This is a genomic window from Kitasatospora cinereorecta (genome assembly GCF_024172095.1).
Taxonomy (GTDB): domain Bacteria; phylum Actinomycetota; class Actinomycetes; order Streptomycetales; family Streptomycetaceae; genus Kitasatospora; species Kitasatospora cinereorecta.
In genome coordinates this window covers 313,184-335,171 of sequence record NZ_JAMZDX010000009.1, presented here as the reverse complement: position 1 = coordinate 335,171, position 21,988 = coordinate 313,184, and the positions used below count along the sequence as shown (strand labels likewise).

General features: G+C 72.0%; 21 protein-coding genes and 2 pseudogenes. 18 read left to right on the top strand and 5 right to left on the bottom strand.

Annotated elements, in window-relative coordinates; genetic code table 11:
* The first annotated feature begins 1 nt into the window (after position 1).
* The 11 genes from FHR36_RS38890 (at position 2) to FHR36_RS38840 (ending at position 11,711) form a co-directional block, all read left to right on the top strand.
* Positions 2-1,273: a glycosyltransferase gene (locus tag FHR36_RS38890; protein WP_253804983.1), complete on the top strand. Its 1,272-nt coding sequence runs from the start codon at positions 2-4 to the stop codon at positions 1,271-1,273.
* A complete protein-coding gene (locus tag FHR36_RS38885; protein WP_253804982.1) occupies positions 1,274-2,509 on the top strand; it encodes a class I SAM-dependent methyltransferase in 1,236 nt (411 codons plus the stop codon).
* Positions 2,506-3,330 carry a glycosyltransferase family protein gene (locus tag FHR36_RS38880; RefSeq protein ID WP_253804981.1) on the top strand — a complete coding sequence of 275 codons (825 nt, stop codon included), beginning with the start codon at positions 2,506-2,508 and terminating at the stop codon, positions 3,328-3,330. The genes FHR36_RS38885 and FHR36_RS38880 overlap by 4 nt, the downstream gene beginning before the upstream one ends.
* Positions 3,327-3,974, top strand: a complete 648-nt coding sequence (locus FHR36_RS38875; RefSeq protein WP_253804980.1) for a PIG-L deacetylase family protein — start codon at positions 3,327-3,329, stop codon at positions 3,972-3,974. Before FHR36_RS38880 ends, FHR36_RS38875 begins: the two co-directional genes overlap by 4 nt.
* Positions 3,975-3,977: 3 nt before the next feature.
* Positions 3,978-5,003, top strand: a complete 1,026-nt coding sequence (locus FHR36_RS38870) for an NAD-dependent epimerase/dehydratase family protein (protein WP_253804979.1) — start codon at positions 3,978-3,980, stop codon at positions 5,001-5,003.
* Positions 4,991-6,274, top strand: coding sequence for a DUF4910 domain-containing protein (locus FHR36_RS38865; protein ID WP_253804978.1), 1,284 nt, complete (start codon positions 4,991-4,993; stop codon positions 6,272-6,274). Before FHR36_RS38870 ends, FHR36_RS38865 begins: the two co-directional genes overlap by 13 nt.
* Complete coding sequence (locus FHR36_RS38860) at positions 6,271-7,569, top strand: MATE family efflux transporter (protein WP_407660901.1); 1,299 nt, start codon at positions 6,271-6,273, stop codon at positions 7,567-7,569. The genes FHR36_RS38865 and FHR36_RS38860 overlap by 4 nt, the downstream gene beginning before the upstream one ends.
* Positions 7,566-8,513 (top strand): glycosyltransferase family 2 protein, encoded by a 948-nt coding sequence (locus tag FHR36_RS38855; RefSeq protein ID WP_253804977.1) that lies wholly within the window; start codon positions 7,566-7,568, stop codon positions 8,511-8,513. The genes FHR36_RS38860 and FHR36_RS38855 overlap by 4 nt, the downstream gene beginning before the upstream one ends.
* The gene (locus FHR36_RS38850) at positions 8,510-9,784 is read left to right on the top strand and encodes a polysaccharide pyruvyl transferase family protein (protein WP_253804976.1); all 1,275 of its coding nucleotides are present in this window, start codon (positions 8,510-8,512) and stop codon (positions 9,782-9,784) included. Before FHR36_RS38855 ends, FHR36_RS38850 begins: the two co-directional genes overlap by 4 nt.
* Positions 9,781-10,338, top strand: coding sequence for a dTDP-4-dehydrorhamnose 3,5-epimerase (gene rfbC / locus FHR36_RS38845; RefSeq protein ID WP_253804975.1), 558 nt, complete (start codon positions 9,781-9,783; stop codon positions 10,336-10,338). Before FHR36_RS38850 ends, rfbC begins: the two co-directional genes overlap by 4 nt.
* Before the next feature lie 71 nt (positions 10,339-10,409).
* Positions 10,410-11,711, top strand: a complete 1,302-nt coding sequence (locus FHR36_RS38840) for a glutamate-1-semialdehyde 2,1-aminomutase (RefSeq protein WP_253805026.1) — start codon at positions 10,410-10,412, stop codon at positions 11,709-11,711.
* Here the strand turns inward: FHR36_RS38840 and FHR36_RS38835 are convergent.
* The 3 genes from FHR36_RS38835 to FHR36_RS38825 all read right to left on the bottom strand — a co-directional run bounded on the left by FHR36_RS38835 (position 11,683) and on the right by FHR36_RS38825 (position 14,961).
* The gene (locus FHR36_RS38835; protein ID WP_253804974.1) at positions 11,683-12,405 is read right to left on the bottom strand and encodes a phosphatase PAP2 family protein; all 723 of its coding nucleotides are present in this window, start codon (positions 12,403-12,405) and stop codon (positions 11,683-11,685) included. The genes FHR36_RS38840 and FHR36_RS38835 overlap by 29 nt on opposite strands.
* A gap of 680 nt (positions 12,406-13,085) precedes the next feature.
* Positions 13,086-13,433 (bottom strand): MerR family transcriptional regulator, encoded by a 348-nt coding sequence (locus tag FHR36_RS38830; protein WP_380232999.1) that lies wholly within the window; start codon positions 13,431-13,433, stop codon positions 13,086-13,088.
* 1,063 nt (positions 13,434-14,496) lie between these two features.
* Positions 14,497-14,961 (bottom strand): class F sortase, encoded by a 465-nt coding sequence (locus FHR36_RS38825; protein WP_253804973.1) that lies wholly within the window; start codon positions 14,959-14,961, stop codon positions 14,497-14,499.
* Positions 14,962-15,545: 584 nt separating this feature from the next.
* Between FHR36_RS38825 and FHR36_RS38820 the strand changes: the two genes are divergently transcribed.
* Both FHR36_RS38820 and FHR36_RS38815 read left to right on the top strand, forming a co-directional pair.
* Positions 15,546-16,781 carry an ice-binding family protein gene (locus FHR36_RS38820; protein ID WP_407660900.1) on the top strand — a complete coding sequence of 412 codons (1,236 nt, stop codon included), beginning with the start codon at positions 15,546-15,548 and terminating at the stop codon, positions 16,779-16,781.
* Between the two features lie 826 nt (positions 16,782-17,607).
* Positions 17,608-17,805 (top strand): annotated as a pseudogene (locus FHR36_RS38815) (NAD(P)-dependent dehydrogenase); the annotation flags it as partial.
* 203 nt (positions 17,806-18,008) lie between these two features.
* On the opposite strand, the gene FHR36_RS38810 reads toward FHR36_RS38815, so the two are convergent.
* Entirely contained in the window at positions 18,009-18,305 is a 297-nt protein-coding gene (locus FHR36_RS38810; RefSeq protein ID WP_253804972.1) for a hypothetical protein, read from the bottom strand.
* Between the two features lie 123 nt (positions 18,306-18,428).
* Here FHR36_RS38810 and FHR36_RS38805 point away from each other — a divergent pair, with 123 nt between their 5' ends.
* The 5 genes and pseudogenes from FHR36_RS38805 (at position 18,429) to FHR36_RS38790 (ending at position 20,556) form a co-directional block, all read left to right on the top strand.
* The gene (locus FHR36_RS38805) at positions 18,429-18,917 is read left to right on the top strand and encodes a YfbM family protein (protein ID WP_253804971.1); all 489 of its coding nucleotides are present in this window, start codon (positions 18,429-18,431) and stop codon (positions 18,915-18,917) included.
* Positions 18,918-19,081: 164 nt separating this feature from the next.
* Positions 19,082-19,354: pseudogene (locus tag FHR36_RS40490) on the top strand (transposase family protein); the annotation flags it as partial.
* A gap of 172 nt (positions 19,355-19,526) precedes the next feature.
* A complete protein-coding gene (locus FHR36_RS38800; RefSeq protein WP_253804970.1) occupies positions 19,527-19,781 on the top strand; it encodes a hypothetical protein in 255 nt (84 codons plus the stop codon).
* Positions 19,778-20,197, top strand: a complete 420-nt coding sequence (locus tag FHR36_RS38795; protein WP_253804969.1) for a hypothetical protein — start codon at positions 19,778-19,780, stop codon at positions 20,195-20,197. The genes FHR36_RS38800 and FHR36_RS38795 overlap by 4 nt, the downstream gene beginning before the upstream one ends.
* A complete protein-coding gene (locus FHR36_RS38790) occupies positions 20,155-20,556 on the top strand; it encodes a DUF6000 family protein (RefSeq protein ID WP_253804968.1) in 402 nt (133 codons plus the stop codon). The genes FHR36_RS38795 and FHR36_RS38790 overlap by 43 nt, the downstream gene beginning before the upstream one ends.
* Before the next feature lie 151 nt (positions 20,557-20,707).
* Here the strand turns inward: FHR36_RS38790 and FHR36_RS38785 are convergent, their stop codons facing one another.
* Positions 20,708-21,979: a hypothetical protein gene (locus tag FHR36_RS38785; RefSeq protein ID WP_253804967.1), complete on the bottom strand. Its 1,272-nt coding sequence runs from the start codon at positions 21,977-21,979 to the stop codon at positions 20,708-20,710.
* Positions 21,980-21,988 lie beyond the last annotated feature (9 nt).

Below are 21,988 nucleotides of genomic sequence, written 5' to 3'. Positions count from 1 at the left end.
CATGCACGTCCTCGTGGTGCACAACCGCTACGCCTCGGCGCAGCCGAGCGGGGAGAACAAGGTCGTCGACCAGGAGGTGGCCCTGCTGCGGGAGGCCGGCCACCGGGTCGAGGTGTTCGAGCGACGCAGCGACGACATCGCCCGGCGGTCGCTGCCGGGCAAGGTGGCGGTGCCGCTGCTGGTGCCGTGGAACCCTGCGGTCCGCACCGAGTTGGCGGCCCGGCTGCGCGCCGAGCGGCCGGACGTGGTGCACATCCACAACGTCTTCCCGCTCCTGTCGCCCTCGGTGCTGGCCGCCTGCGCCGACGCCGGCGTGCCCGCCGTCGCCACGCTGCACAACTACACCCAGGTCTGCCCGCCGGGCACGCTGCAGCGGGACGGCCGGTCGTGCACCGAGTGCGTCGGGGCCACGCCGCTGCCCGCCGTCCGGCACGGCTGCTACCGGAACTCCCGGCTGGCGACGGTGCCGCTCGCGGTCGGCCTGGCGGTCAACCGGCGGCGGTGGTGGTCCGGCGTGGAGCGGTTCTTCTGCATCTCGGCGGCGCAGCGCGACGTCCTGGCGCGGGCCGGTCTGCCGGCCGAACGGCTGGCGGTGAAGCACAACTTCGTACCCGAACCCGGCGTCCGTCGCACGGGCGCCGGCGAGCACCTGCTCTACCTCGGCCGACTCGCGGAGGCCAAGGGCGTACGGCTGCTGATGGCCGCGTGGGACCAGATCGCCGCGGACGGCGGGGTGGGCGTACCGCTCGTGGTCGCCGGTGCGGGCCCGCTGGAGCGGGAGGTGACCGCCTGGGCGGCCGGCCGGGACGACGTGCGGTACGTCGGCCTGTACGACCGGGACCGGTGCCGGCAGGCCGTCGCCCGGTCGGTCGCCGTGGTGGCCCCCTCGACGTGGCTGGAGGCGTTCGGCCTGGTGGTCGTGGAGGCGATGGCGTCCGGGGTCCCGGCCGTCGCCGCCGGGCACGGCGCCTTCGTCGAACTCGTCGAGGACGGGGTGACCGGGCTGCTGCACCGGCCGGGCGAGGCGGCCTCGCTCGCGTCCTGCCTGCGCCGGATCACCGCCGATCCGGACGGCAACCGGGAGATGGGCCGGGCGGCCCGGCGCCGGTACGAGCAGGGCTTCAGCCCGGCCGTCGGGCTGGAGCGCCTGGTGGAGGGGTACCGCACCGCGATGGCGGGGCGGTCCGGCGGCGCGGACGGCGCGCCGCCGGTGGGGAACGGAAACGCTGGCTCGCGACGGGGCACCCCGCGCGGGCGGGAATGGGGGCAGTAGATGACACGATGCCGACTGTGCGGCTCGACGGCGCTGGGGAGCGTCGTCGACCTGGGGGCGACCCCGCCGTGCGAGAGCTTCCTCGCGGCCGACGAACTGGACCGGCCGGAGCCGACGTACCCGCTGCACCTGCGGGTCTGCACCGACTGCTGGCTCGCGCAGATCCCTCCGCTGATCACGCCGGAGGAGACGTTCACGCAGTACGCGTACTTCTCCTCCTACTCGACCTCCTGGGTGGACCACGCGCGCACCTTCGTGGCCGGGGCCGTCGAGCGGCTGGAGCTCGGCCCGGACGCCTTCGTGGTCGAGGTCGCGAGCAACGACGGCTACCTGCTCGGGCACGTGGTGGAGCGGGGGATCCGCTGTCTCGGCATCGAACCGTCGGTGAACGTCGGAGCCGCGGCCCGGGAGAAGGGCGTGCCGACGCTCACCGAGTTCCTGGACCCGGCCACCGGCGCGGCCGTCCGCGCCGAGCACGGCCCGGCGGACCTGGTCGTGGCGAACAACGTGTACGCGCACATCCCCGACGTGGTCGGGTTCACCCGGGGGCTGCGCGCCCTGGTGGCCGACGACGGCTGGGTCTCCATCGAGGTGCAGCACCTGCTGACCCTGATCGAGGAGAACCAGTACGACACGATCTACCACGAGCACTTCCAGTACTACACCGTCGCCTCCGCGGCCCGGGCGCTGGCCGGCGGCGGACTCACCCTCGTGGACGTCGAGCTGCTGCCCACGCACGGCGGCTCCATCCGGCTGTGGGCCCGGCCGGCCGAGGTGGCCGGCGAGCCGACCCGGGTGGTGGCCGAGGTGCTGGACCGGGAGAAGGCCGCCGGGCTCCAGGACCTGTCCGGGTACACCGAGTTCTCCGCCCGGGTGGCCAAGGTGCGCCGGGACCTCCTGCGCTTCCTGGTCGAGGCGGCCGAGCGCGGCGAGACGGTCGTCGGCTACGGCGCCCCGGGCAAGGGGAACACCCTGCTCAACCACTGCGGCATCCGGCCCGACCTGCTCCCGTACACGGTCGACCGGAACCCCTACAAGCACGGCAGGTTCACCCCGGGCACCCGCATCCCGATCCTGCCGACCGAGCAGATCGCCGCCGACCGGCCGGACTACGTCCTCGTCCTCCCCTGGAACCTGCGGGCCGAGCTGGTCGAGCAGTTGTCCTATCTGCACGAGTGGGGCGGCCGGCTGGTCTTCCCCATCCCGGAACTGAGCATCGTCGAGGTGAAGCCGTGAAGGTCGTCCTGTTCTGTGGCGGTTACGGGCTGCGGATGCGCAGCGGAGCGTCCGACGACGTGCCCAAGCCGATGGCGATGGTCGGGCCGCGGCCGCTGATCTGGCACGTCATGCGCTACTACGCGTACTTCGGGCACACGGAGTTCATCCTGTGCCTCGGGTACGGGGCACACCACATCAAGGACTTCTTCCTCAACTACGAGGAGACGACGTCCAACGACTTCGTGCTGCGGGGCGGGCGGACCGAGCTGCTGTCCACCGACATCGCCTCCTGGACGATCACATTCGCGCAGACCGGCATCGACTCGCCGATCGGGGAGCGGCTGCGCCGGGTGCGGCACCACCTGGCCGGCGACGAGATGTTCCTCGCCAACTACGCCGACGTGCTCACCGACGCCCCGCTGCCGGAGATGATCGACCGGTTCGCCCGGCGCGACGCCGGCGCGTCGATGATGGTGGTGCCGCCGCAGCAGTCGTTCCACTGCGTGGAGCTGGGCGAGGACGGCCTGGTGGGGGGCATCACCGCGGTGAGCGAACTGCCGCTGTGGGAGAACGGCGGCTACTTCGTGCTCCGCCAGGAGGTCTTCGACCACATCCCCGAGGACGGGGACCTGGTCGCCGACGGGTGCGCCGGACTGGCCAAGCGCGGCCGGTTGGTGGCGCACCAGCACCGCGGCTTCTGGAAGCCGACCGACACCGTGAAGGAGCGGGCCGCGCTCGACGCCGCCTACGCCCGGGGCGACCGACCGTGGGCCGTGTGGGAACGGGACGGCGCGGGGACGCCCGGCAGCGGGGACGGCGCCATGGCGAGGACCGCGTGATCCGGCTCGGAGCCGGGCGCCTGGACCGGATCGTCGCGGTGGGGGCGCACTGCGACGACATCGCCATCGGCGCCGGCGGCACGCTGCTGACGATGTGCCTCGCGCGGCCGGGCCTGCGGGTCGACGCGCTGGTGCTCTCCGGCGGTGGCAGCGAGCGGGAGCTGGAGGAGGAGGCAGCGCTCGACGCCTGCTGCCCGGGCGCCGACCTGCACCTGACCGTGCTCAAGCTGCCGGACGGCCGGCTGCCCGCGCACTGGGACGAGGCCAAGGCCGCGGTCGAGGAGCTGCGCGGGCGCACCGAGCCGGAGCTGGTCCTCGCACCGCGTACCGAGGACGCGCACCAGGACCACCGCGGCCTGGCGCAGCTGGTGACCACCGCCTTCCGCGACCACCTGGCGCTCGGCTACGAGATCGTCAAGTGGGACGGCGACCTCGGCCGCCCGACGGCGTACCAGCCGCTGTCCCCGGAGGTCGCCGAGGAGAAGGTGCGGCTGTTGCAGGAGCACTACCCCTCGCAGCGGCACCGGCCCTGGTACGACCGGGAGGCCTTCCTCGGGCTGGCCCGGATCCGCGGCATCGAATGCCACACGCGCTACGCCGAGGCGTTCGCCGTCACCAAGCTCGTTCTCGATCTGGAGGGATGAACCTTGCGCGTACTGCTGACCGGTCACCAGGGCTACCTCGGCACCGTGATGGCCCCCGTCCTCGCCGAGGCCGGGCACGAGGTCGTGGGGCTGGACGCCGGCCTGTTCGCGGACTGCGTCCTCGGCCCGACGCCCGCCGACCCGCCGGGGCACCGGGTGGACCTGCGCGACGTCACGGCCGAGCACGTGGCCGGGGTGGACGCCGTGATCCACCTGGCCGCGCTGTCCAACGACCCGCTGGGCTCGCTGGCGCCGGACCTCACCTACGACATCAACCACCACGCCTCCGTGAAGCTGGCGAAGCTGGCCCGCGACGCCGGGGTGCGGCGCTTCCTGTACGCGTCCACCTGCTCGGTCTACGGCGCCGCCGGCGGCGAAGACCTGGTCGCCGAGGATGCCCCGCTGCGCCCGGTGACGCCGTACGCGGAGTCCAAGGTGCGGGTGGAGGACGACCTGCACGACCTGGCCGACGGCGACTTCAGCCCGGTGTTCATGCGCAACGCCACCGCCTTCGGCTACTCGCCCCGGCTGCGCGCCGACATCGTGCTGAACAACCTGGTGGGCCACGCGCTGCTGTCCGGCGAGGTGCTGGTGCTCTCCGACGGCACCCCCTGTCGCCCGCTGGTTCACGCCGCCGACATCGCCCGGGCCTTCGCGGCCGCGCTGGTCGCGCCGCGGGAGGCGGTGCACGACGAGGCGTTCAACATCGGCAGCGAGACCAACAACGTCACCGTCGCCGAGATCGCCGAGCAGGTCGCCGAGGCGGTGGAGGGCTCGAAGGTACGGATCACCGGGGAGGCCGGGGCCGACCCGCGCTCCTACCGGGTGGACTTCTCTCGGTTCCGAGCCGCGGTCCCCGGCTTCGACTGCGCGTGGACGGTGAAGCGCGGCGCGCTCGAACTCGCCGACGCCTACCGGAAGTTCGGGATGGGCCGGGACGACTTCGAGCAGCGCTTCACCCGGCTGGCCGTGCTGCGCGCGGCGTCCGACGCCGGCACCGTCGACGACACCCTGCGGTGGCGCCGATGACCGCGATGGGCGACCGGATGCACGCACTGGTGGAGCGGCTGTACCCGCTCTGCCGGAGCATCACCGGCGACGGCGTGCGCGCCACCCTGGACATCGTCGGCGAGTACGTCCCGCTGCAGGTGCACGAGGTGCCGACCGGGACGCAGGTGCTCGACTGGACGGTGCCGCAGGAGTGGAACATCCGGGACGCGTACATCGCCGACGCCGCGGGCAAGCGGGTCGTCGACTTCGCCGCGTCCAGCCTGCATGTGCTCGGCTACAGCGTCCCGGTGGCGGCGACCATGCCGCTGGCCGAGCTGCGCGGACACCTGCACACCCTGCCCGACCACCCGTCCTGGGTGCCGTACCGCACCAGCTACTACACGCCGGAGTGGGGGTTCTGCCTGGCCCAGGAGACCTTGGACGCGCTGCCGGACGGCGAGTACGAGGTGCGCATCGACTCCACGCTCGCCGACGGCCACCTCACCTACGCCGAGCACGTCGTCCCCGGGCAGGTCACCGACGAGGTGATCGTCTCCTGCCACGTCTGCCACCCGTCGCTGGCCAACGACAACCTGGCGGGCGTCGCGGTGGCGACCTTCCTCGCCCGGGAGCTGGCGGAGCGGACGCCGTACTACACCTACCGGTTCATCTTCGCGCCCGGCACCATCGGGGCGATCACCTGGCTGGCCCGCAATGCCGAGCGGGTGGAACGGGTCAAGCACGGCCTGGTGCTGGCCTGCGCCGGCGACCGGGGCCGGCTGACGTACAAGCAGAGCAGGCGCGGCGACGCGGAGATCGACCGGGTGCTGCGGCACGTCCTGCGCACCTCCGAACGGCCGCACCACGTCACCGAGTTCACGCCGTACGGCTACGACGAGCGGCAGTACTGCTCGCCCGGGTTCGACCTCGGCGTCGGCTCGCTCAGCCGGACCCCGTATGCCGGGTACCCCGAGTACCACACCTCGGCGGACAACCCGGACTTCGTCTCCTCGGAGGCGATGGCGGACACCCTCGCGGTCTGCCGCGAGGCGTTCGCCGTCCTCGACCGCAACCGGCGCTACGTCAACCTCAGCCCGTACGGCGAACCGCAGCTCGGCCGGCGCGGGTTGTACGACTCGCTCGGAGGCCGCAGCGACGCAAAGGAGGCCCAGCTGGCCATGCTCTGGGTGCTCAGCCTCTCCGACGGCGAACACGGTCTGCTGGACGTCGCCGAGCGGTCCGGACTGCCGTTCGACGCCGTCGCCGCCGCGGCCGACGCCCTGTGCAGCGCCGGGCTGATCAAGGCATGACGCCGATGACCACCGAGGCGGCGAAGGCGACGGCATCGGCCGGGTCCGCCAAGCGGGCCCTGGTCGGCCGGCTGTCCTGGGGACTGGCCGACCAGGCGGCCTCCAGCATGTCCAACTTCGTGGTGGGCATCTACGTGGCCCGCTCGCTGGGGGTGACCGCGTTCGGCGTGTTCAGCCTCGCCTGGGTGACGTACGGCGTGGTGCTCAACGTCTCCCGCGGGCTGGCCACCGATCCGCTTGTGGTGCGCTTCAGCGGTGTGCCGGAGGCATCCTGGCGTGGGGCGGTGGCCCGGTCGACGGGCACCGCCCTCGGCGTCGGCGCGGTTCTCGGCGCGGTGTGTCTGTTGGTCGGGCTCGGTCTCGGCGGCCGTGTGGGGCCCGCGTTCGCCTGCCTCGGCGTCATGCTGCCGGGGCTGCTGCTGCAGGATGCCTGGCGGTTCTCGTTCTTCGCCGCCGGCGCCGGGCGGAAGGCGTTCGTCAACGACCTGGTCTGGGGCGTCGCGCTCGTCCCGGCCATGGTCGTGGCGGCCCGCGTGGGCAGCGTGGCCGCGTTCGTGCTCGCGTGGGGCGCGTCAGGCGCGGCGGCCGCTGCCTACGGCCGTCTCCAGTCCGGCATCCGGCCGCGGATGACCGGGGCGCGCGGGTGGCTTCGCGAGCAGCGCGATCTCGGCTACCGCTACCTGGTCGAGAACGTCAGCCTCAGCGGCGCGAGCCAGCTGCGGGCGTACGGGCTCGGCGCGATCGCCGGGGTCGGCGCGGTGGGTGCGGTGCGGGGCGCCGAGCTGCTGCTCGGCCCGTTCCTCGCCGTGCTGATGGGGCTGTCGCTGGTCACCGTCCCGGAGGCGGCACGGGTGCTGCGGCAGGCCCCGCACCGGCTGGGCTCGTTCTGCCTCCTGCTGGGCGGCGGGCAGGCCGTCGCCGCGCTGCTCTGGGGCGGGGCGCTGCTGCCGGTGCCGGACCGGCTCGGTGAGCTGGTGCTCGGTGACGTCTGGCAATCGGCCTCGCAGCTCGTCGTGCCGCTCACCCTCGGCGTCGCGGGCGCCGGCCTCGGCACCGGAGCGGCGGCCGGGCTGCGCGCGCTCGGCGCAGCCCGGCGCAGCCTGCGCTGCCAGCTGTTCGCCTCCGCCTGTTACGTCGGCGGCGGACTCGGCGGGGCGGCTGTGGCCGGCACGGCCGGCTCGGCCTGGGGCGTCGCCGCCGCGACCGTCAGCAGCTCGGCCGTGTGGTGGCTGCAGCTGAGGTCCGCCCTGCGCGAGCACAACCAGAACCCCATCCCCGAAGTGAGGACCTCATGACCGCCCGACCCAGGCTGAGCATCGGCCTGCCCGTGTACAACGGCGAGGAGTACCTGGCCGAGTCGCTCGACGCCCTGCTCGGCCAGACCTACGAGGACTTCGAGCTGATCGTCTCCGACAACGCCTCGACCGACGGGACCGCGGAGATCTGCCGCACGTACGCCGCGAAGGACTCGCGCATCCGGTACTTCCGGCTGCCCCGGAACATCGGCGCCACACCGAACCACAACCTCGTGTTCGCCCGGTCCCGCGGCGAGCTGTTCAAGTGGGCCTCGCACGACGACCTGTACGGCCGGGACCTGCTGCTGCGCTGCGTGGAGGCGCTGGACGAGCGGCCCGAGGTGATCCTCGCGCACGCCGACCAGGCGGTCATCGACGGCGACGGGCAGCTGAAGGTCCCCTACGAGTACGGGCTCGCCACCGCCTCGCCGCACGCGCCGGAGCGCTTCCGCAGCATGCTGTTCGAGCCCGGCGGCGACGACTTCTACGGGGTGCTGCGGGCCGACGTGCTGCGCCGGGTGAGACCGATGGACAGCTACCACCACGCCGACCGCACGTTCGTCGCCGAGATCGCCCTGCACGGGCCCTTCCACCAGGTGCCGGAGCTGCTGTACTTCCGACGCGACCACCCCACCCGCGCCGAGCGGGCGAACCCGTCCAAGCGTTCCCGGTGCGTCAACCTGGACCCGCGCCGGGCGGGTCCGCTGCACCCGACGCCCCGGCTGCTCGCCGAGTACGTCTGGGGCTTCGTCTCGGCGGTCCGACGGGCGCCGTTGTCCCCGGCCGACCGGCGGGCGTGTTTCGGCCACCTGGCCGCGTGGCTGACCAGCCGGGCCAGGCCGGGTGCCGGCGAGCGGGTCGAGGACCGCGACCCGGTCGACCCGGCCCTGCTCACCGTGTCCGTCGACGCCCTGGTGGCCGGCCGCGAAGGGAGGACGGCGTGACGTCCACGGACCGGAAGCCGGTACGGGTCGGGGTGTTCGGGCTGCTCGGCTCCGGCAATCTCGGCAACGACGGGTCGTTGGAGGCCCTGCTCGGATACCTGCGCGCCGCACACCCGGAGGCGGCCGTGGACGCGCTGTGCGGCGGGCCCGAGGCCGTGACGGCCCGGTTCCGGATCCCCGCCACGCGGCTGCACTGGAACCGCGCCGAGTACCGGACCGCGTCGCGGGCGGGCGCGATCGCGGCGAAGGGCCTGGGCAAGCTCGTCGACGCCGTCCGCACCGCCGTCTGGGTGCGCCGGCACGACGTGGTGATCGTGCCGGGCATGGGCGTCCTGGAGGCCACGCTGCCGCTGCGGCCGTGGGGCTTCCCGTACGCACTGTTCCTGCTCTGCGCGGCCGGCCGGCTGTTCGGCACCCGGGTGGCGCTGGTCAGCGTCGGCGCCGCCGCGATCGGCAGCCGGCCCACCCGGGCCCTGGTGCGCTGGTCGGCGCGGCTCGCCGCGTACCGGTCGTACCGGGACTCGCCGTCCCGCGAGGCGATGCGGTCGATGGGCGTGGACACCGCGCGGGACGAGGTCTACCCGGACCTCGCCTTCTCCCTGCCGACGCCGCCGCCGGGCACGCCCGACGGCCCGCCGGGCCCGGTCTGCGTCGGCGTCATGGCCTTCCACGGCGGGAACGACGACCGCGCCCGGGCGGAGGAGATCCACCGGCGCTACCTCGACGGGACGACCCGCTTCGTCCGCACGCTGGTCGAGGACGGCAGACAGGTCCGGCTGCTCATGGGCGACGACGTCGACCGGCCGGTGGCCGCCGCGATCCTGGACGCGGTGAACTCGCCGCTGCTCACCGCCGCCGCGCCGGCCTCACTGGCCGACCTGATGCGGGAGACGGCCGCCGCAGACACCGTGGTGGCGACCCGCTACCACAACCTGATCTGCGCACTGATGGTCGGCACGCCGACGCTCGCCCTGAGCTACGCGGCGAAGACCGAGGCGCTGATGGCCCGGATGGGGCTGGACGAGTACTGCCACCCGGCGCGCGAGGTCGACGCCGACCGGCTGCTCGAGCAGTTCCGGGCGCTGGAGAAGCAGTCGCCGGAGCTGCGGCGGACCCTCGCCGAGCGGAACCTGGCCGCCCGCCGGGAGCTCGAGCAGCAGTTCAGCGCCTTGACCGCGGCGCTCTTCCCGGCGGCCGGCCACGCCCACTCGCACGACCGCACTCACGCACACGACCACACCCACGACCGCGCCCCACGGGAGGCTCCATGAAGGCGACCGAAGTCCCGGCGATCAACGGCGCATACCTCTTCGAACCGACGCCCTACGCCGACGAGCGCGGCTTCTTCTGCCGCACGTTCGACGCCGAGGTGGTCCGCTCGGTCGGCCTCGACCCGAACGCCTTCGTCCAGCACAGCGTGTCCCGCTCGGTCCGCGGCGTTCTGCGCGGCCTGCACCTGCGCTCCGGCGCCGGTGAGGCCAAGCTGGTGCGCTGCTCGTACGGAAGGGTCTTCGACGTCGTCGTGGACCTGCGGCCCGGCTCCCCGACCTACCGCAGCCGGGCCTTCTTCGAGCTGAGCGGCGAGACGCAGCTGAGCGTGTACATCCCGGCGGGCTGCGCCCACGGGTTCCAGGCGCTGACCGACACCGCCGACGTCTCGTACCGGATCGACCGCCCGCACGACCCGGCCGAGGACGTGACGATCGCCTTCGACGACCCTGAACTCGCCATCCCCTGGCCGCTGCCGGCCGTGTCGGTGTCCGAGCGGGACCGGAAGGCACCGAGCCTCGCCGAGGTCCTGCGGCACGAGGGGCAGCCGGCGTGAACACCGAGGACACCCAGGACGCTCGGGACGCCCGAGCCCCCCGAGGCCCTCAGGACGCCGATGGGTTCAGCCTGCCCCGGTCGCGGCGGGCGAACGAGCGGCTGCACGCGCTCGTCCCCGGGGGCGCCCACACCTACGCCAAGGGCGACGACCAGTACCCCGAGAACCTGGCCCCGGTCATCAGCCACGGCCGCGGCGCCCACGTGTGGGACGTCGACGGCAACCGCTACATCGAGTACGGCTCCGGCCTGCGGTCGGTCAGCCTCGGCCACGCCCACCCGCGCGTGGTCGAGGCGGTGCGGCGGGAACTCGACCGCGGCAGCAACTTCGTCCGGCCGTCCGTCGTGGAGGTCGAGGCCGCGGAACGCTTCCTGGCCACGGTGCCGACCGCCGAGATGGTGAAGTTCGCGAAGAACGGGTCCGACGTCACCACCGCCGCGGTGCGACTGGCCCGTGCCGTCACCGGGCGGCCGCGGGTGGCCATCTGCGGCGACCACCCGTTCTTCTCCGTCGACGACTGGTTCATCGGCACCACGCCGATGTCCACCGGCATCCCCGCCGCGACCACCGAACTCACCGTGGCGTTCCCCTACGGGGATCTGGCCGCCACGGAGGAACTGCTCACCCGGTACCGGGACGAGGTCGCCTGCCTGATCCTCGAACCCGCCCACACCGAGCCCCCGCCCGGGTACCTCGCCGGCCTGCGCGAGCTGGCCGACCGGCACGGCTGCGTCCTGGTCTTCGACGAGATGATCACCGGCTTCCGCTGGTCCGAGGCGGGCGCCCAGGGCCTGTACGGCGTCGTCCCCGACCTCTCGACGTTCGGCAAGGCGCTGGGCAACGGGTTCGCCGTCTCCGCGCTGGCGGGGCGCCGGGACCTGATGGAACGCGGCGGGCTGCGCCACTCCGGCGACCGGGTGTTCCTGCTGTCCACCACGCACGGTGCGGAGACGCACTCGCTGGCCGCCGCGATGGCCGTACAGACCACCTACGCTGAGGAGGGCATCACCGCCCGGCTGCACGCCCTCGGCGAGCGATTGGCCGCCGGTGTCCGCGAGGCCGCCGCCTCCGCGGGCGTCGGAGACCACCTCGTCCTCCGGGGGCGGGCCAGTAACCTGGTCTTCGCCACCCTCGACGAGAACCGGCAACCCTCGCAGCAGTACCGCACCCTGTTCCTGCGCCGGCTCCTCACCGGCGGGGTACTGGCCCCGTCGTTCGTGGTGAGCAGCGCGCTCGGCGACGCCGACATCGACCACACCGTCGACGTGGTCGCCCGGGCCTGTGCCGTGTACCGGAAGGCGCTGGACGCCTCCGACCCCACCCCTTGGCTCGCCGGGCGGCCGGTCAAACCCGTGTTCCGCCGCCTGGCCTGACCTCACCCGACCTGACCTGACCTCGGCGACACTCCCGCCGACCGACGCCGGCCATCCGATCGACCAGCCACGCGGTCGCCGGCACCACCGCCAGCGCGGTGCACCAGCCGCCGAGGACGTCGGTCGGGTAGTGCGCGCTCAGAGCGACCTGCGCCCAGCCCATGACGGCGCCCGCAACCAGGGCCGCCGCGAGCACGAGCACGGTGCGGGCCGTCCCGCCGAGGCCGACCCCGTCCCGGCCTCGGCGGCGATTCGCCAACATCGCCACCACGAGAGCGAGCGCGGTGGCGAAGGCGGTGTGCCCGCTCGGGTAGGACAGGTGCCCACCGTGGATGGTGCGTCCAACCACGTGCTTGAGCACCTCCGTCGACCCCACGCTGATGCCGACGCCGGCAACGACGAACACCGCCGCGCGAGGACGCCCGAACAGCAGGCAGCTCGTCACTGCGGGCACGACCAGCGTCGCGGCTCCCACCGGCTCCCCCAAGGCGTCCATCGCCAACGCGACGTACCGCCACGACGGACCCGTACCCTCCACCAGTTCCCGGATCCGCACGTCCACCGTGCCGGGCCCGCCCTCGCCGGCATACCGGATCCCGAGCACGACCACCACCAGCGCGGCGAAGGCCGCGACCAGCCCGAGCCCCACACGCAGCGACGGGGGCAGCACCACGGGCGCCGGCCGGCCGGTCACCCGCCCACCGCGTCCGGTCGGCCCGCCGAGCGGCAGGCCCCGAGTACCAGGCTGCCGACCGCCCCGAGCGCACCGGCAGTCCAACGGGCGGAACTACGCATGTCGGCGACGCTGTCGCGAACCGCGCTCGCCCGTGGGACCGGGACGGCGGCGGACATCGGGTCGGCCATCGACGCTCCCGACGGCGGGCGCGGGCGGGCCACCGGGACCGGCTGCTGCTCCGATGTCCGCCCAGGCTCCACCTCTTCAGGCATGGGCCGAGTATGTCAGCGGCCCACCGGCGCCGACAGCCGTTCACGAAGAACACCCCGCCCGGACCGAGTCGGACGTCAGCGTGTAGCGCAAGGTGCCGCGGAGTAACTTCTTGCAGCTCAGGCGTGCGGCAGGCAGTCTTTGTGGGCGCGGGCCGACGCCGCGGGGCACGCGTCATGACCCGGGCAGAGCGGTAGTGGATGAACTCCCCGGGCGTGAACTCCAGCCCTGCGGCGGGTCGTCGCGGCCGGCCGGGCGGGCGTGGTACCACGCCGCCGCTATGCCGGACCACCGGACAACTGCGGCTCGCGCTCGGAAGCGGCAGGGCCGGCACGGTCCCCGCCTCGCCGGCGGCCTGCGGTGAGCGGATGCCACCCACCGCGGACCGGTCCCGCCGACCAAGGCGGCCGGAGCGGGCGTGGAGTGGGTCAGGTGTCGGCTTCTGGCTCCTGGCCGTGCCGGGAGCGGCGGAGCTCTTCGTTGAGGCGCAGGGCTTCCTCGAGTTGGTCTTCGAGGATGACGATGCGGCAGGCGGCCTCGACGGGGGTGCCCTGGTCGACGAGGTCGCGGGCGCGCATGGCGATGCGTAGTTGGTAGCGGGAGTAGCGGCGGTGCCCGCCGTCGGAGCGCAGTGGGGTGATGAGGCGGTGCTCGCCGAGGGCTCGCAGGAAGCCGGGGGTGGTGCCTGTCATCTCGGCGGCGCGGCCCATGGTGTAGGCGGGGTAATCGTCGTCGTCGAGCTTGTCGGGTGTGTCGGGGCTGGCCGTGGTAGTCACTGCACCTCTCTGGTTCTCGGGGAGAACGCGTCGAGGGGCCCCGGCGCCGTATCGGCTCCGGGGCCCCGAAGGGGAACAACACCATCTACCGGCCTCGGCCGGTCCTGTTACGTCCGCACTGCCCCGGGGGATGGGGTGTGCGGGGATCGCGTATGCGTGACCGGAAACCACCGTCCTTCGTGTCCTTGAGGGAGGTCTGCGGTGTCCGCCCGGACGGAAAACTGCTGCCTCACGGGCCGGGCGATCCTGATGGTGCTTGCACCCTCCGTTCATCCTCTGTACTGACCTGTCACTTTGCGTACTGCCGGTACTGCACTCACTGGACTGCGTACTGCTTGGTACCGCCGGTGGCGGCCCCTGATGCCTGCGGGCCGCCCGGTCCGGCAGCCAGCCCCGTCGCCGTCCTGAACCTGCCTGGCTTCGGAACTCCACTGCCGGACCGAACTGCGAACTTCTGTCCAACAACCCCGGCCAGTTCGTGTCTGGCCGGTATCGCCGACTGCTGTCTACGGGAGAAACGTTAGACCCACCCACGAGCAATGTCTACTCCGGCGAGCACAGATTTTGCCGTGCCCGTGTGTGAGGTAGTCTCCCGCTGCGCGTCGGCGGCAACCCCCCGAGCCGCCGCCGCGCGCCCGAGTTACCCAGCGACACCGCGCAGGGAGGCGACAGTGGAACACGCTGCGCCCGTGGCATCGGAGACGGTCCGGGACGGGCAGGCGGCCTTGATCGAGGCGATCACCGGGCTCGGAGGTGCGCGGACCGGTCGCGTACGCGTGCGGGCTGTGTACTGCCCGGCGGGCCGGTCAGCGGGCGGCCGCTGTGCGGTACTGCGAGGGGTCACAGCGGGCCTGTCTGCGCCACCAGCGGTGGTTGCTGGGCGCTGGTGGCGGCCATGGCTTGGAGCATCTCGACGTCGCCGGCTGTCCGGAGATCGTGGTGGCGCGGCGGCGCTGGCCGGTGGTTGCCCGGCGAGCCGTGGCGGGGGTAGCAGCGACCTTGGGGGCGGAGGGTCCAGGTGCCGTACGGGCGCTATCGCTTCAAGTGTCGCGTGGACAGCTGTTCAAGCATGCTTGGTGCGCGTCAGGTGGGCGTACGCGACCACGTTGTCCGGGTAGCCGGTCTTCTTGGAGAAGCGACCGCCGCAGGTGATCAGTCGAAGCTCCGATCGGCTGGTCGCCCCGTAGACTTTGTCGTCCGGGTAGTGGTCCTTGGGGTGGACCTCGACGGCATCGACAGTGAAGACGGCGGTCGTGCGGTCCCTCCGCTCGATCTCGACCTCGGCTCCCGGGCGCAGGCGGCCCAGGCTGTAAAAGACGGAGAGCCCGCGCTTGTTGTCCACGTGTCCCGCCATGATGGCGTTGCCGTTCTGGCCCGGCGTGACGCCGCCCTGATACCAGCCGACGACGTTGCTGTCGTCCGGCGGAGGTGGTTGAAGGTGCCCGGCGACGTCCAGCTTGATAGGGATGACCCGGGCCTCGACCCGGATGGCACGGATGCGGATCCGAGTCGGTGGCGAAGCGCTCATGCCTGGAATCTCGGACTTTGTATCCGGCGGACTGCCGCTGCCACCGCCCCTGGACAACGCCTGGGCTGTGGGCTGGGGAGGAAGACTCGTTCGGCGTCCGTCGTGGAGGAGCCACACGCCGATGACCAGAACCAAGGCCAGGACGGCGCCGATGACGGCCGGCCGCGGCCTTCTGAATCCGTGCACTGCCGCCTCCTTTGCTGGGCTCCGGCCGATCTCGCCGTGGTGTCCGGAGAGGAGCGCCGACAGTGCGGGGCCGGGGAACGCGGCGGACTCCGGCCGTCGGCGCGGGGCCACAGTCCGAGATTCGGTAAATCGTGCCATCGGACGCGCGCGGGCCTCGTCAGCCGTCACCGGGCTGAATGAGTGATTGTGTACTGAGTGCGAATCCCACTGCCGTTGCCGCCGGAGTCATCTGGCGGGGTGTCACGATCGTGACGGGGTGGTGCCTGGCGGCCCTGCGCGAATCATCCGGATGCGCGGGGCGGCGCAGCGGGGGGCGAGGCTGAGGCAAACCTATTGTATTTGCACACGAACTCCCCTCAAGGGCTGGGTCAGGACAGATTCTGCTGCTCCATCTCCTCGTGCAGCCCCAGGGGACGAGCGCTCGAATCTCACCGATCCATAGCACTCCCCTCCGTCGGATCTCCTCGAAGGAGCTTGGCGCCCTGATGAACTCGAACACCTTGGTCGTGCCTCGTCGGCGTGGATTCGCCACCCGCGTTTCCGCGGCCCTCACGCTCGCCCTCACCGCTGTGGGGATGGCGGTGCTTCCGACTTCCGCCTACGCGATCGGGGTCGCCGTACCCCTCGGAACCGCGTCCAGCTTCGCCGTCCTGGCCGGCCAGTCCGTCACGAACACCGGTCCCAGCACCATCAATGGCGATGTCGGGGTGAGTCCGGGGACCTCGGTGACCGGTTTCCCCCCAGGCACGGTGAACGGAGTCATCCACTCGGCCGACGCCGTTGCTCTGCAGGCGCAGACCGATCTGACCGTCGCATACAACAACGCGGCCGGCCAGGCCTCGGACGCCAGTATTTCGGGTGATCTCGGCGGCCTGACGCTGAATCCGGGCGTCTACACCGCCTCCTCGTCCATCGGGCTCACCGGCACCCTCACGCTCGACGCCCACGGGGACCCCAACGCGGTCTGGATCTTCCAGGTCGGGTCGACGCTGACAACGGCCTCCGCAAGCCGGGTTCTCCTGGTCAACGGTGCTGCGCCGTGCAACGTCTTCTGGAAGGTCGGCAGCTCCGCCACGATCGGCACCAACTCCACCTTCGTGGGCAACATCCTGGCGCTGACGTCGATCTCCGCCACCACCGGGGCGACCATCGACGGGCGCGCACTCGCGCGCAACGGGTCGGTCACCCTGGACACCAACACCATCACGCGGGAGACCTGCTCGACGGGTGGGACTACGGCTGGCACCACCGCGGGCACCACGACCGGGACCACCGCGGGCACCACCGCGGGCACCACGACCGGCACCACCGCGGGCACCACGACCGGGACCACCGCAGGCACCACGACCGGCACCACCGCGGGCACCACAGCAGGCACCACAGCAGGCACCACGACCGGCACCACCACTGGGACCACCGCGGGCACCACAGCAGGCACCACGGCTGGCGGAGCCGCGTCGGGCGGTGGAAGCTCCGGCGGCCGTCCTCCGGTCGGCGGCGTGGGTACTGGTGTCGGTGGTGCCGCGCATGGACCGAGCGCGACCGAGGTCACGATCGGCGCCGTTCTCGTCGGACTCTCGCTGATCGGCATCGGCTTCCTCGTCGTCCGACGACGCGCGCTGACCGCGTCCTGAGCGCACGACACACCTGTGGTGATGTCCCCGCGCGAGAGGTTGGCGTCGGGACATCACGACACATCACGGTGAGCAAGCGGACGGGAAGGCGCGAGGTGCGAGCCGATCAAGCGAAAACGATGAGCACCATCGACCAGGACCGCCACTGGTACGGCGGCGCCTACCAGGCGGCCTTGGACTCGGCCTCCACAGTCCGGGCGTGGCGCAGCAGGCGCTGATGGTCGAGGCGGCCCTTCTCCGTCTTCTGCGCCGGTGCCCGGTTCGGAGAAGCCGGCGGTGCGGCACAGGCGCGAGCACCTGCTCGACACTGGACCGTCCGGCGTCGACACAGGATTGATCTCCCGCCGTCCCACCCGTGCCGGCCTGCTCCCACCGCTCGCCAGCCTGCCCGGCTCACCGTCGCCGGGCCTGCGCGTGGCCATGGCCGGCCGGCCCGGGTCCCGGTCGGCGGGCGCGGCGGCGGGGTCCGGGGCAGGGTGGCTGGTGTCGGTCATCGCAGGGTGCCTCCGGGAGTCGGGAGCGGGGTACAGGCGGCCGTCCCGGCATCGGTGGGCTGGGACGGCGGGGGTGCAGGTGGCGGTTCCTGGGCGGGTCAGCCAGCGACGGCCTCGGCGTGCCGGTGGAGCGCATCCAGGAACGCGGTCTGCTGCTCGGTCAGCTTCCGTTCGGTGCGGGCCTTGTCCTGCTGCGCAGCCATGTACCGGGCCGGAACGACGGGTCCACTTTGCCGCCGGTGCGGTTGGCCGGGCCGTCCACAGTGCCGCCGGCCGCGAGGTAGGCGAGCAGGCGGCGGTAGGAGCGGTTCCAGTCCGGCTCCAGCCGCCACATCGGCCGCGCGGTCGCCCTGGCATTCGCCCGTGAGGGCGCCGACATCGCCTTCTGCCACCTCCCGGAGGAAGCCGGCGACGCCGACACCACCACCATACTCATCGAGGGCGCCGGGCGACGCGCCCTGCCGATCGCCGGCGACCAGCGCGACGAGGAGTTCTGCAACCGCCTCGTCACGTACTGCGTCGGCGAACTCGGCGGCCTCGACATCCTGGTGAACAACGCCGCCTACCAGATGTCCCAGCCGCGAGCTCGAACAGGCGTCGCCGCCCTGGTCGGCGGTGCCGGCGCTGAAGCGGACGCCGTGCTGCGCGACGGCCAGGTCGGCGATGAGGACGACAGCCGACGAGCCGGCCCGTCTGGGGCAACGGTATGGCCCCCAGTCGGGGCGCCTGCCCGTCACGAAGCCGTCGGCTGCGGGCTCATCGCACGCTCGTACAGCTTCTCCCGCGCCCGCTTGAGCAGTTCGGCGGCCTTCTTCCGCGACGCCTCCTCCGCCTTGTCGAGCGCTCGCGGGTAGTCCGCGGACATCCCCGAACCCGCGCTGTAGTCGACATCGACCGTCAGGCGCAGATTCCCGTCGCAGAAAGCCGACTTGAAGCTCAGTTGGTCGACCGGCCCGGGAATGGTGTCGGTGAGCGGGTGCCGGACCGACGACTGGTAGCCCTCCTGGCCGAGCCCCCCGCCGTCGGTCATCTCGAACTTCCGGGTCTCGGTCGGCTTGGGGCCGCCGAGCGGGGACTTGGGCCGACAGACGTGCGCGGCCGACCGTGATCAGCTCGACGTGACGAGTCTTGCCGCCCCTGTACGGTGTGCCGTATGAGCCTGGGAGTCCACTTTGCCATCGATGCAGAGACCGCCGATCGCCTGCTCGCGACCGCTGACGACGATGAGGTTGCCGCGCTCGTCGAGGAGATTGAGGAAGAAAGCATCGGTGTCGGCCACTGTGACACCGACAAGGCATGGGACGCCATCCATCGCAGCCTGACCGACGGTTACCTTGGCTACGACAACGGCATCTACCCGCTGAACGCTGTGATCCTGGGCGGCGTACAGCTTTACGAAGGGGACGATTACATCGTCAGCCTGCTCACGCCGGATCGGGTGCGCGATGTCGCCGATGCCATGACCGATGTCGGCCGCGAGGCACTGAAAGCAGGCTACGACTGCATCGACATCGAGGACTACGGGCCGAACTTCGGCCACGAGGACTTTGCCTACACCTGGGCGAACTTCACTGACCTGGTCGTCTTCTTCCGGCAGGCAGCGGACGCAGGAAGCCACGTGATCTTTACGGTCGGCCAGTAGAGGCTCCGGGGCCAGGGCGGCGTCGTTCAGTTGCTCTGCCGACTTGATGGCAGCTCATGCGCAAGAGCCGGCTGCGATGTCCCCGGATCGAGCCGGACCGGAAGCAGGCACGCCCTCCGGGTGATCACGAGGTGTCGAGTCCCTGATCACCGCAACGGAAGACCGTGACTGGCCGCTCATCATCGCCCATCCCTGCCGGTCTGGGCCAGCTCGCTGTTGCCCGGCTTTCCGCCGCCGAGGGACACTCCGGCCTGCTGGACTGTCTTGCCACGGTGCCCGATCCGCGCCAGGCCAAGGGCCGTCGCCATCCCCTCCCCTTTGTCCTCGCCCTGACCGCCTGCCCGGTCCTGGCCGGCGCGAGATCTCTGACCGCGATCGCAGAGTGGGCCGCGGACGCGCCGACCACCGTGCTCACCGCCCTCGGCGGACCGAGCCGTGAACCAAGCGGCCCGACCGCCCCGGCCGAGGCCCACCGTACGCCGGGTCCTGCAACGCATCGACGGCGACGCGCTCGACACAGCGATCGGCTCCTTGCTCGCCGCCCCGCGACCCCGACCGCCCGCCATCCGGTCAGGATCCGCTCGCACAGCCCCGCGCCGTTCCCTGACCGTGGACGGCAAGACAGCGCGAGGCGCCCGCCGCTCCGACGGCACCCAGGTCCACCAGCTCGCCGCGATGACCGCCGCCGGCCTGGTCACCGCCCAGCGCGCGGTGGGCGGCAAGACCAACGAAATCACTGTCTTCCGGCCCATGCTCGCCGACGTCGACCTGACTGACACCGTGGTCACCTTTGACGCCTGCACTCCCAGACCGCGCACGCGCGCTTCCTGGTCGAGGACAAGGATGCCCACTACATCGCCGTGATCAAAGCGAACCAACCGCTGCTGCACCAGCGCCTCAAACGCCTGCCCTGGCGGGACATGCCACTGCTGGGCAAGAGCCGCACCACCGCGCACGGCAGGGATGGGATCCGCCGGGTCAAGACCGCCACCGTGGCCGACCTGGGCTTCCCCCACGCCGTGCAGGCTGTGCAGATCGCGCGGCACCGCCGCACCGTCGCCACCTGCAAGGTCACCCTCGATCGCGTCTACGCCGTCACTGGCCTCTCGGCCGAACAGGCACGAGGACACCTGCCGCGTACGCACCGGCACTGCGCGCCGACCCGGACCACCTCGTGCGGACGGTCAGGCGCGGCTTACGGCATCGAGCGCTACGTCAAGCCCACAACCAAGTCCTCTTGGAGAGCGAATGGCGCTCCCGCCTCACCGCCGCCTGGCTGATCGGTGCGGACCGCCGTCAGCACTTCCGAGACGTTCTGGGTGACCTGCTTCTCGCCAGCCAGCTGTGCTTCTCCGGACAGGGCTACTGCTTCGCTCTCGCACGCTTCTGCACGGAGGAAGACGCCCTGCACCTGACGGCCTACCTGGAACGCTATCTCCAACAGCCTGACTGCCAGTACGACCAGCACTGGGCCATCAGCGCGCTCCTCCACATCGACAGTCAGGCTGGAACCGAACACGCCAGCCGCCTCCTCGTCCCCGAAGGCCTGTGGCACCAGTGGAATGACGCCCAGTACAGGCCCTCGCCGCCGAGCCGGTTCATGGATGAACTGTGCGCACTGACGGACTCGCTCAGGTAGACGTCACAAGATCAGCGACAGAGCACGTCCAACCGGACGGGGCCGAGCACTTCGAGATGTACGCCGACAGACCGGCGCAACCTGCACGCAGTGATTCACCCTGGCGCTTCTGCGGCAGGGTGAATCACTGCTGATTCCGTACCGCGTGGCATCAACGCCACTCGAGGACGACGTCGCCGTAACCGAGTGCGGTGGCAGCGTCCTGACCGCTGATCTGCTGAGGTTGGGCCCCCGGGGTGAGGGCGCTGACGTACGGCTGCTCGACCTTGCCCTGGACGGAACGGAAGAGCAGGCGCTTGCCGTCCGGCGAGACGGCGACGGGGAGGTTCGTACGGTCGGTCATCGGCAGCAGGTCGGGACCGGCGCCGTCCGTGGTCTGGCGCGACGCTTCGGGTTGCAGCCGGTCGACGTCGATGGTCCAGAAGTTGTTGAGGTGCTTGGGGTTGGGGCCCGAGTCGCGGTGCGCGCAGAGCAGGGTGTGCTTGTCCACCCAGCCGGACGGCTCGCATTCGTGGTCGGGGAGCGCGAGGGCGCCCTTGGTCGCCAACGGGCCGCTCGCGGTGACGGAGGTGACGCTGCGGCCGCTGCCGAGGACGAAATCGGAGACACGCGTGCCGTCGGGGCTGAACCGCGGGCTGGGGCCGAGCAGGCCGCGCAGCGGAGAGCCGCCGAGCAGCAGGATGTTGTCGCGGGTGGCGGGCGGCTCGCCGGCCCACTGCTCGGTGATCTCGTGGCTGCCGGAGGTCGAGCGGCTGGCGATGTGCTGCCGGCGGGCGGCGTCGAGGTACGTGAACCAGACGCTCCCGCCGTCGGGCGCGAGCAGGGCGTCCTGTTCCTTCGGGGTGGTGGCGAAGCCGTTGCCGTCCCCGGTGAGGTCGGTGAACTTGCCGGCACGGTCGACGTATCCGACGTGGCGCGCGCCGGTCCGGTCGTCGGCGGTGACGACCGCGAGTTTGGTGAAGTCACGGTCGAAGAGTTGCCGGACCCGCGGGCCGAACGCCGCGTCCGAGGTGGCTGCCCCGCCGGCCGGTTCCTCGTGCGGCAGGTCATTCGCGCACAGCGAGTAGAGGGCGCTCAGCGCCTCGTGGTCCCGCTTGTCGATCACCACCTGCGCGGGCAGGGTGAACTCGACCGACACCACCTTCTTCCAGGTGGACGGGTCGAAGCCCTGGACCCACACCGTGGCGGGCCGGGAGGCGGGCACGGTGCAGCCGGCGCTGATCACCAGGTCCTTGCCACGGAACGTCGAGTCGCCGGTACTCCCGCCGGCCGCGTCCCGGCCTGCCGGTGTCACGCTGCTCGGCGACACGGTCCCGGCCGCCCCTGTCGTCCCTGTCGCGCCGCTGCTGGCGCAGCCCGCCAGCAGCGGCAGCGCGAGCGCCGCCGCCGCTGCGAAGGCGGGCGTCCGATGCGTGAACTGCATGACCATCCC

Bases quoted from the DNA above. Each gene is read 5' to 3' on its own strand.
- FHR36_RS38890 (WP_253804983.1), top strand. From the start codon at position 2: ATGCACGTCCTCGTGGTGCACAACCGCTACGCCTCGGCGCAGCCGAGC.
- FHR36_RS38885 (WP_253804982.1), top strand. From the start codon at position 1,274: ATGACACGATGCCGACTGTGCGGCTCGACGGCGCTGGGGAGCGTCGTC.
- FHR36_RS38860 (WP_407660901.1), top strand. From the start codon at position 6,271: ATGACGCCGATGACCACCGAGGCGGCGAAGGCGACGGCATCGGCCGGG.
- FHR36_RS38855 (WP_253804977.1), top strand. From the start codon at position 7,566: ATGACCGCCCGACCCAGGCTGAGCATCGGCCTGCCCGTGTACAACGGC.
- rfbC (WP_253804975.1), top strand. From the start codon at position 9,781: ATGAAGGCGACCGAAGTCCCGGCGATCAACGGCGCATACCTCTTCGAA.
- FHR36_RS38825 (WP_253804973.1), bottom strand. From the start codon at position 14,961: ATGAGCGCTTCGCCACCGACTCGGATCCGCATCCGTGCCATCCGGGTC.
- FHR36_RS38810 (WP_253804972.1), bottom strand. From the start codon at position 18,305: ATGACCGACGGCGGGGGGCTCGGCCAGGAGGGCTACCAGTCGTCGGTC.
- FHR36_RS38805 (WP_253804971.1), top strand. From the start codon at position 18,429: ATGAGCCTGGGAGTCCACTTTGCCATCGATGCAGAGACCGCCGATCGC.
- FHR36_RS38785 (WP_253804967.1), bottom strand. From the start codon at position 21,979: ATGCAGTTCACGCATCGGACGCCCGCCTTCGCAGCGGCGGCGGCGCTC.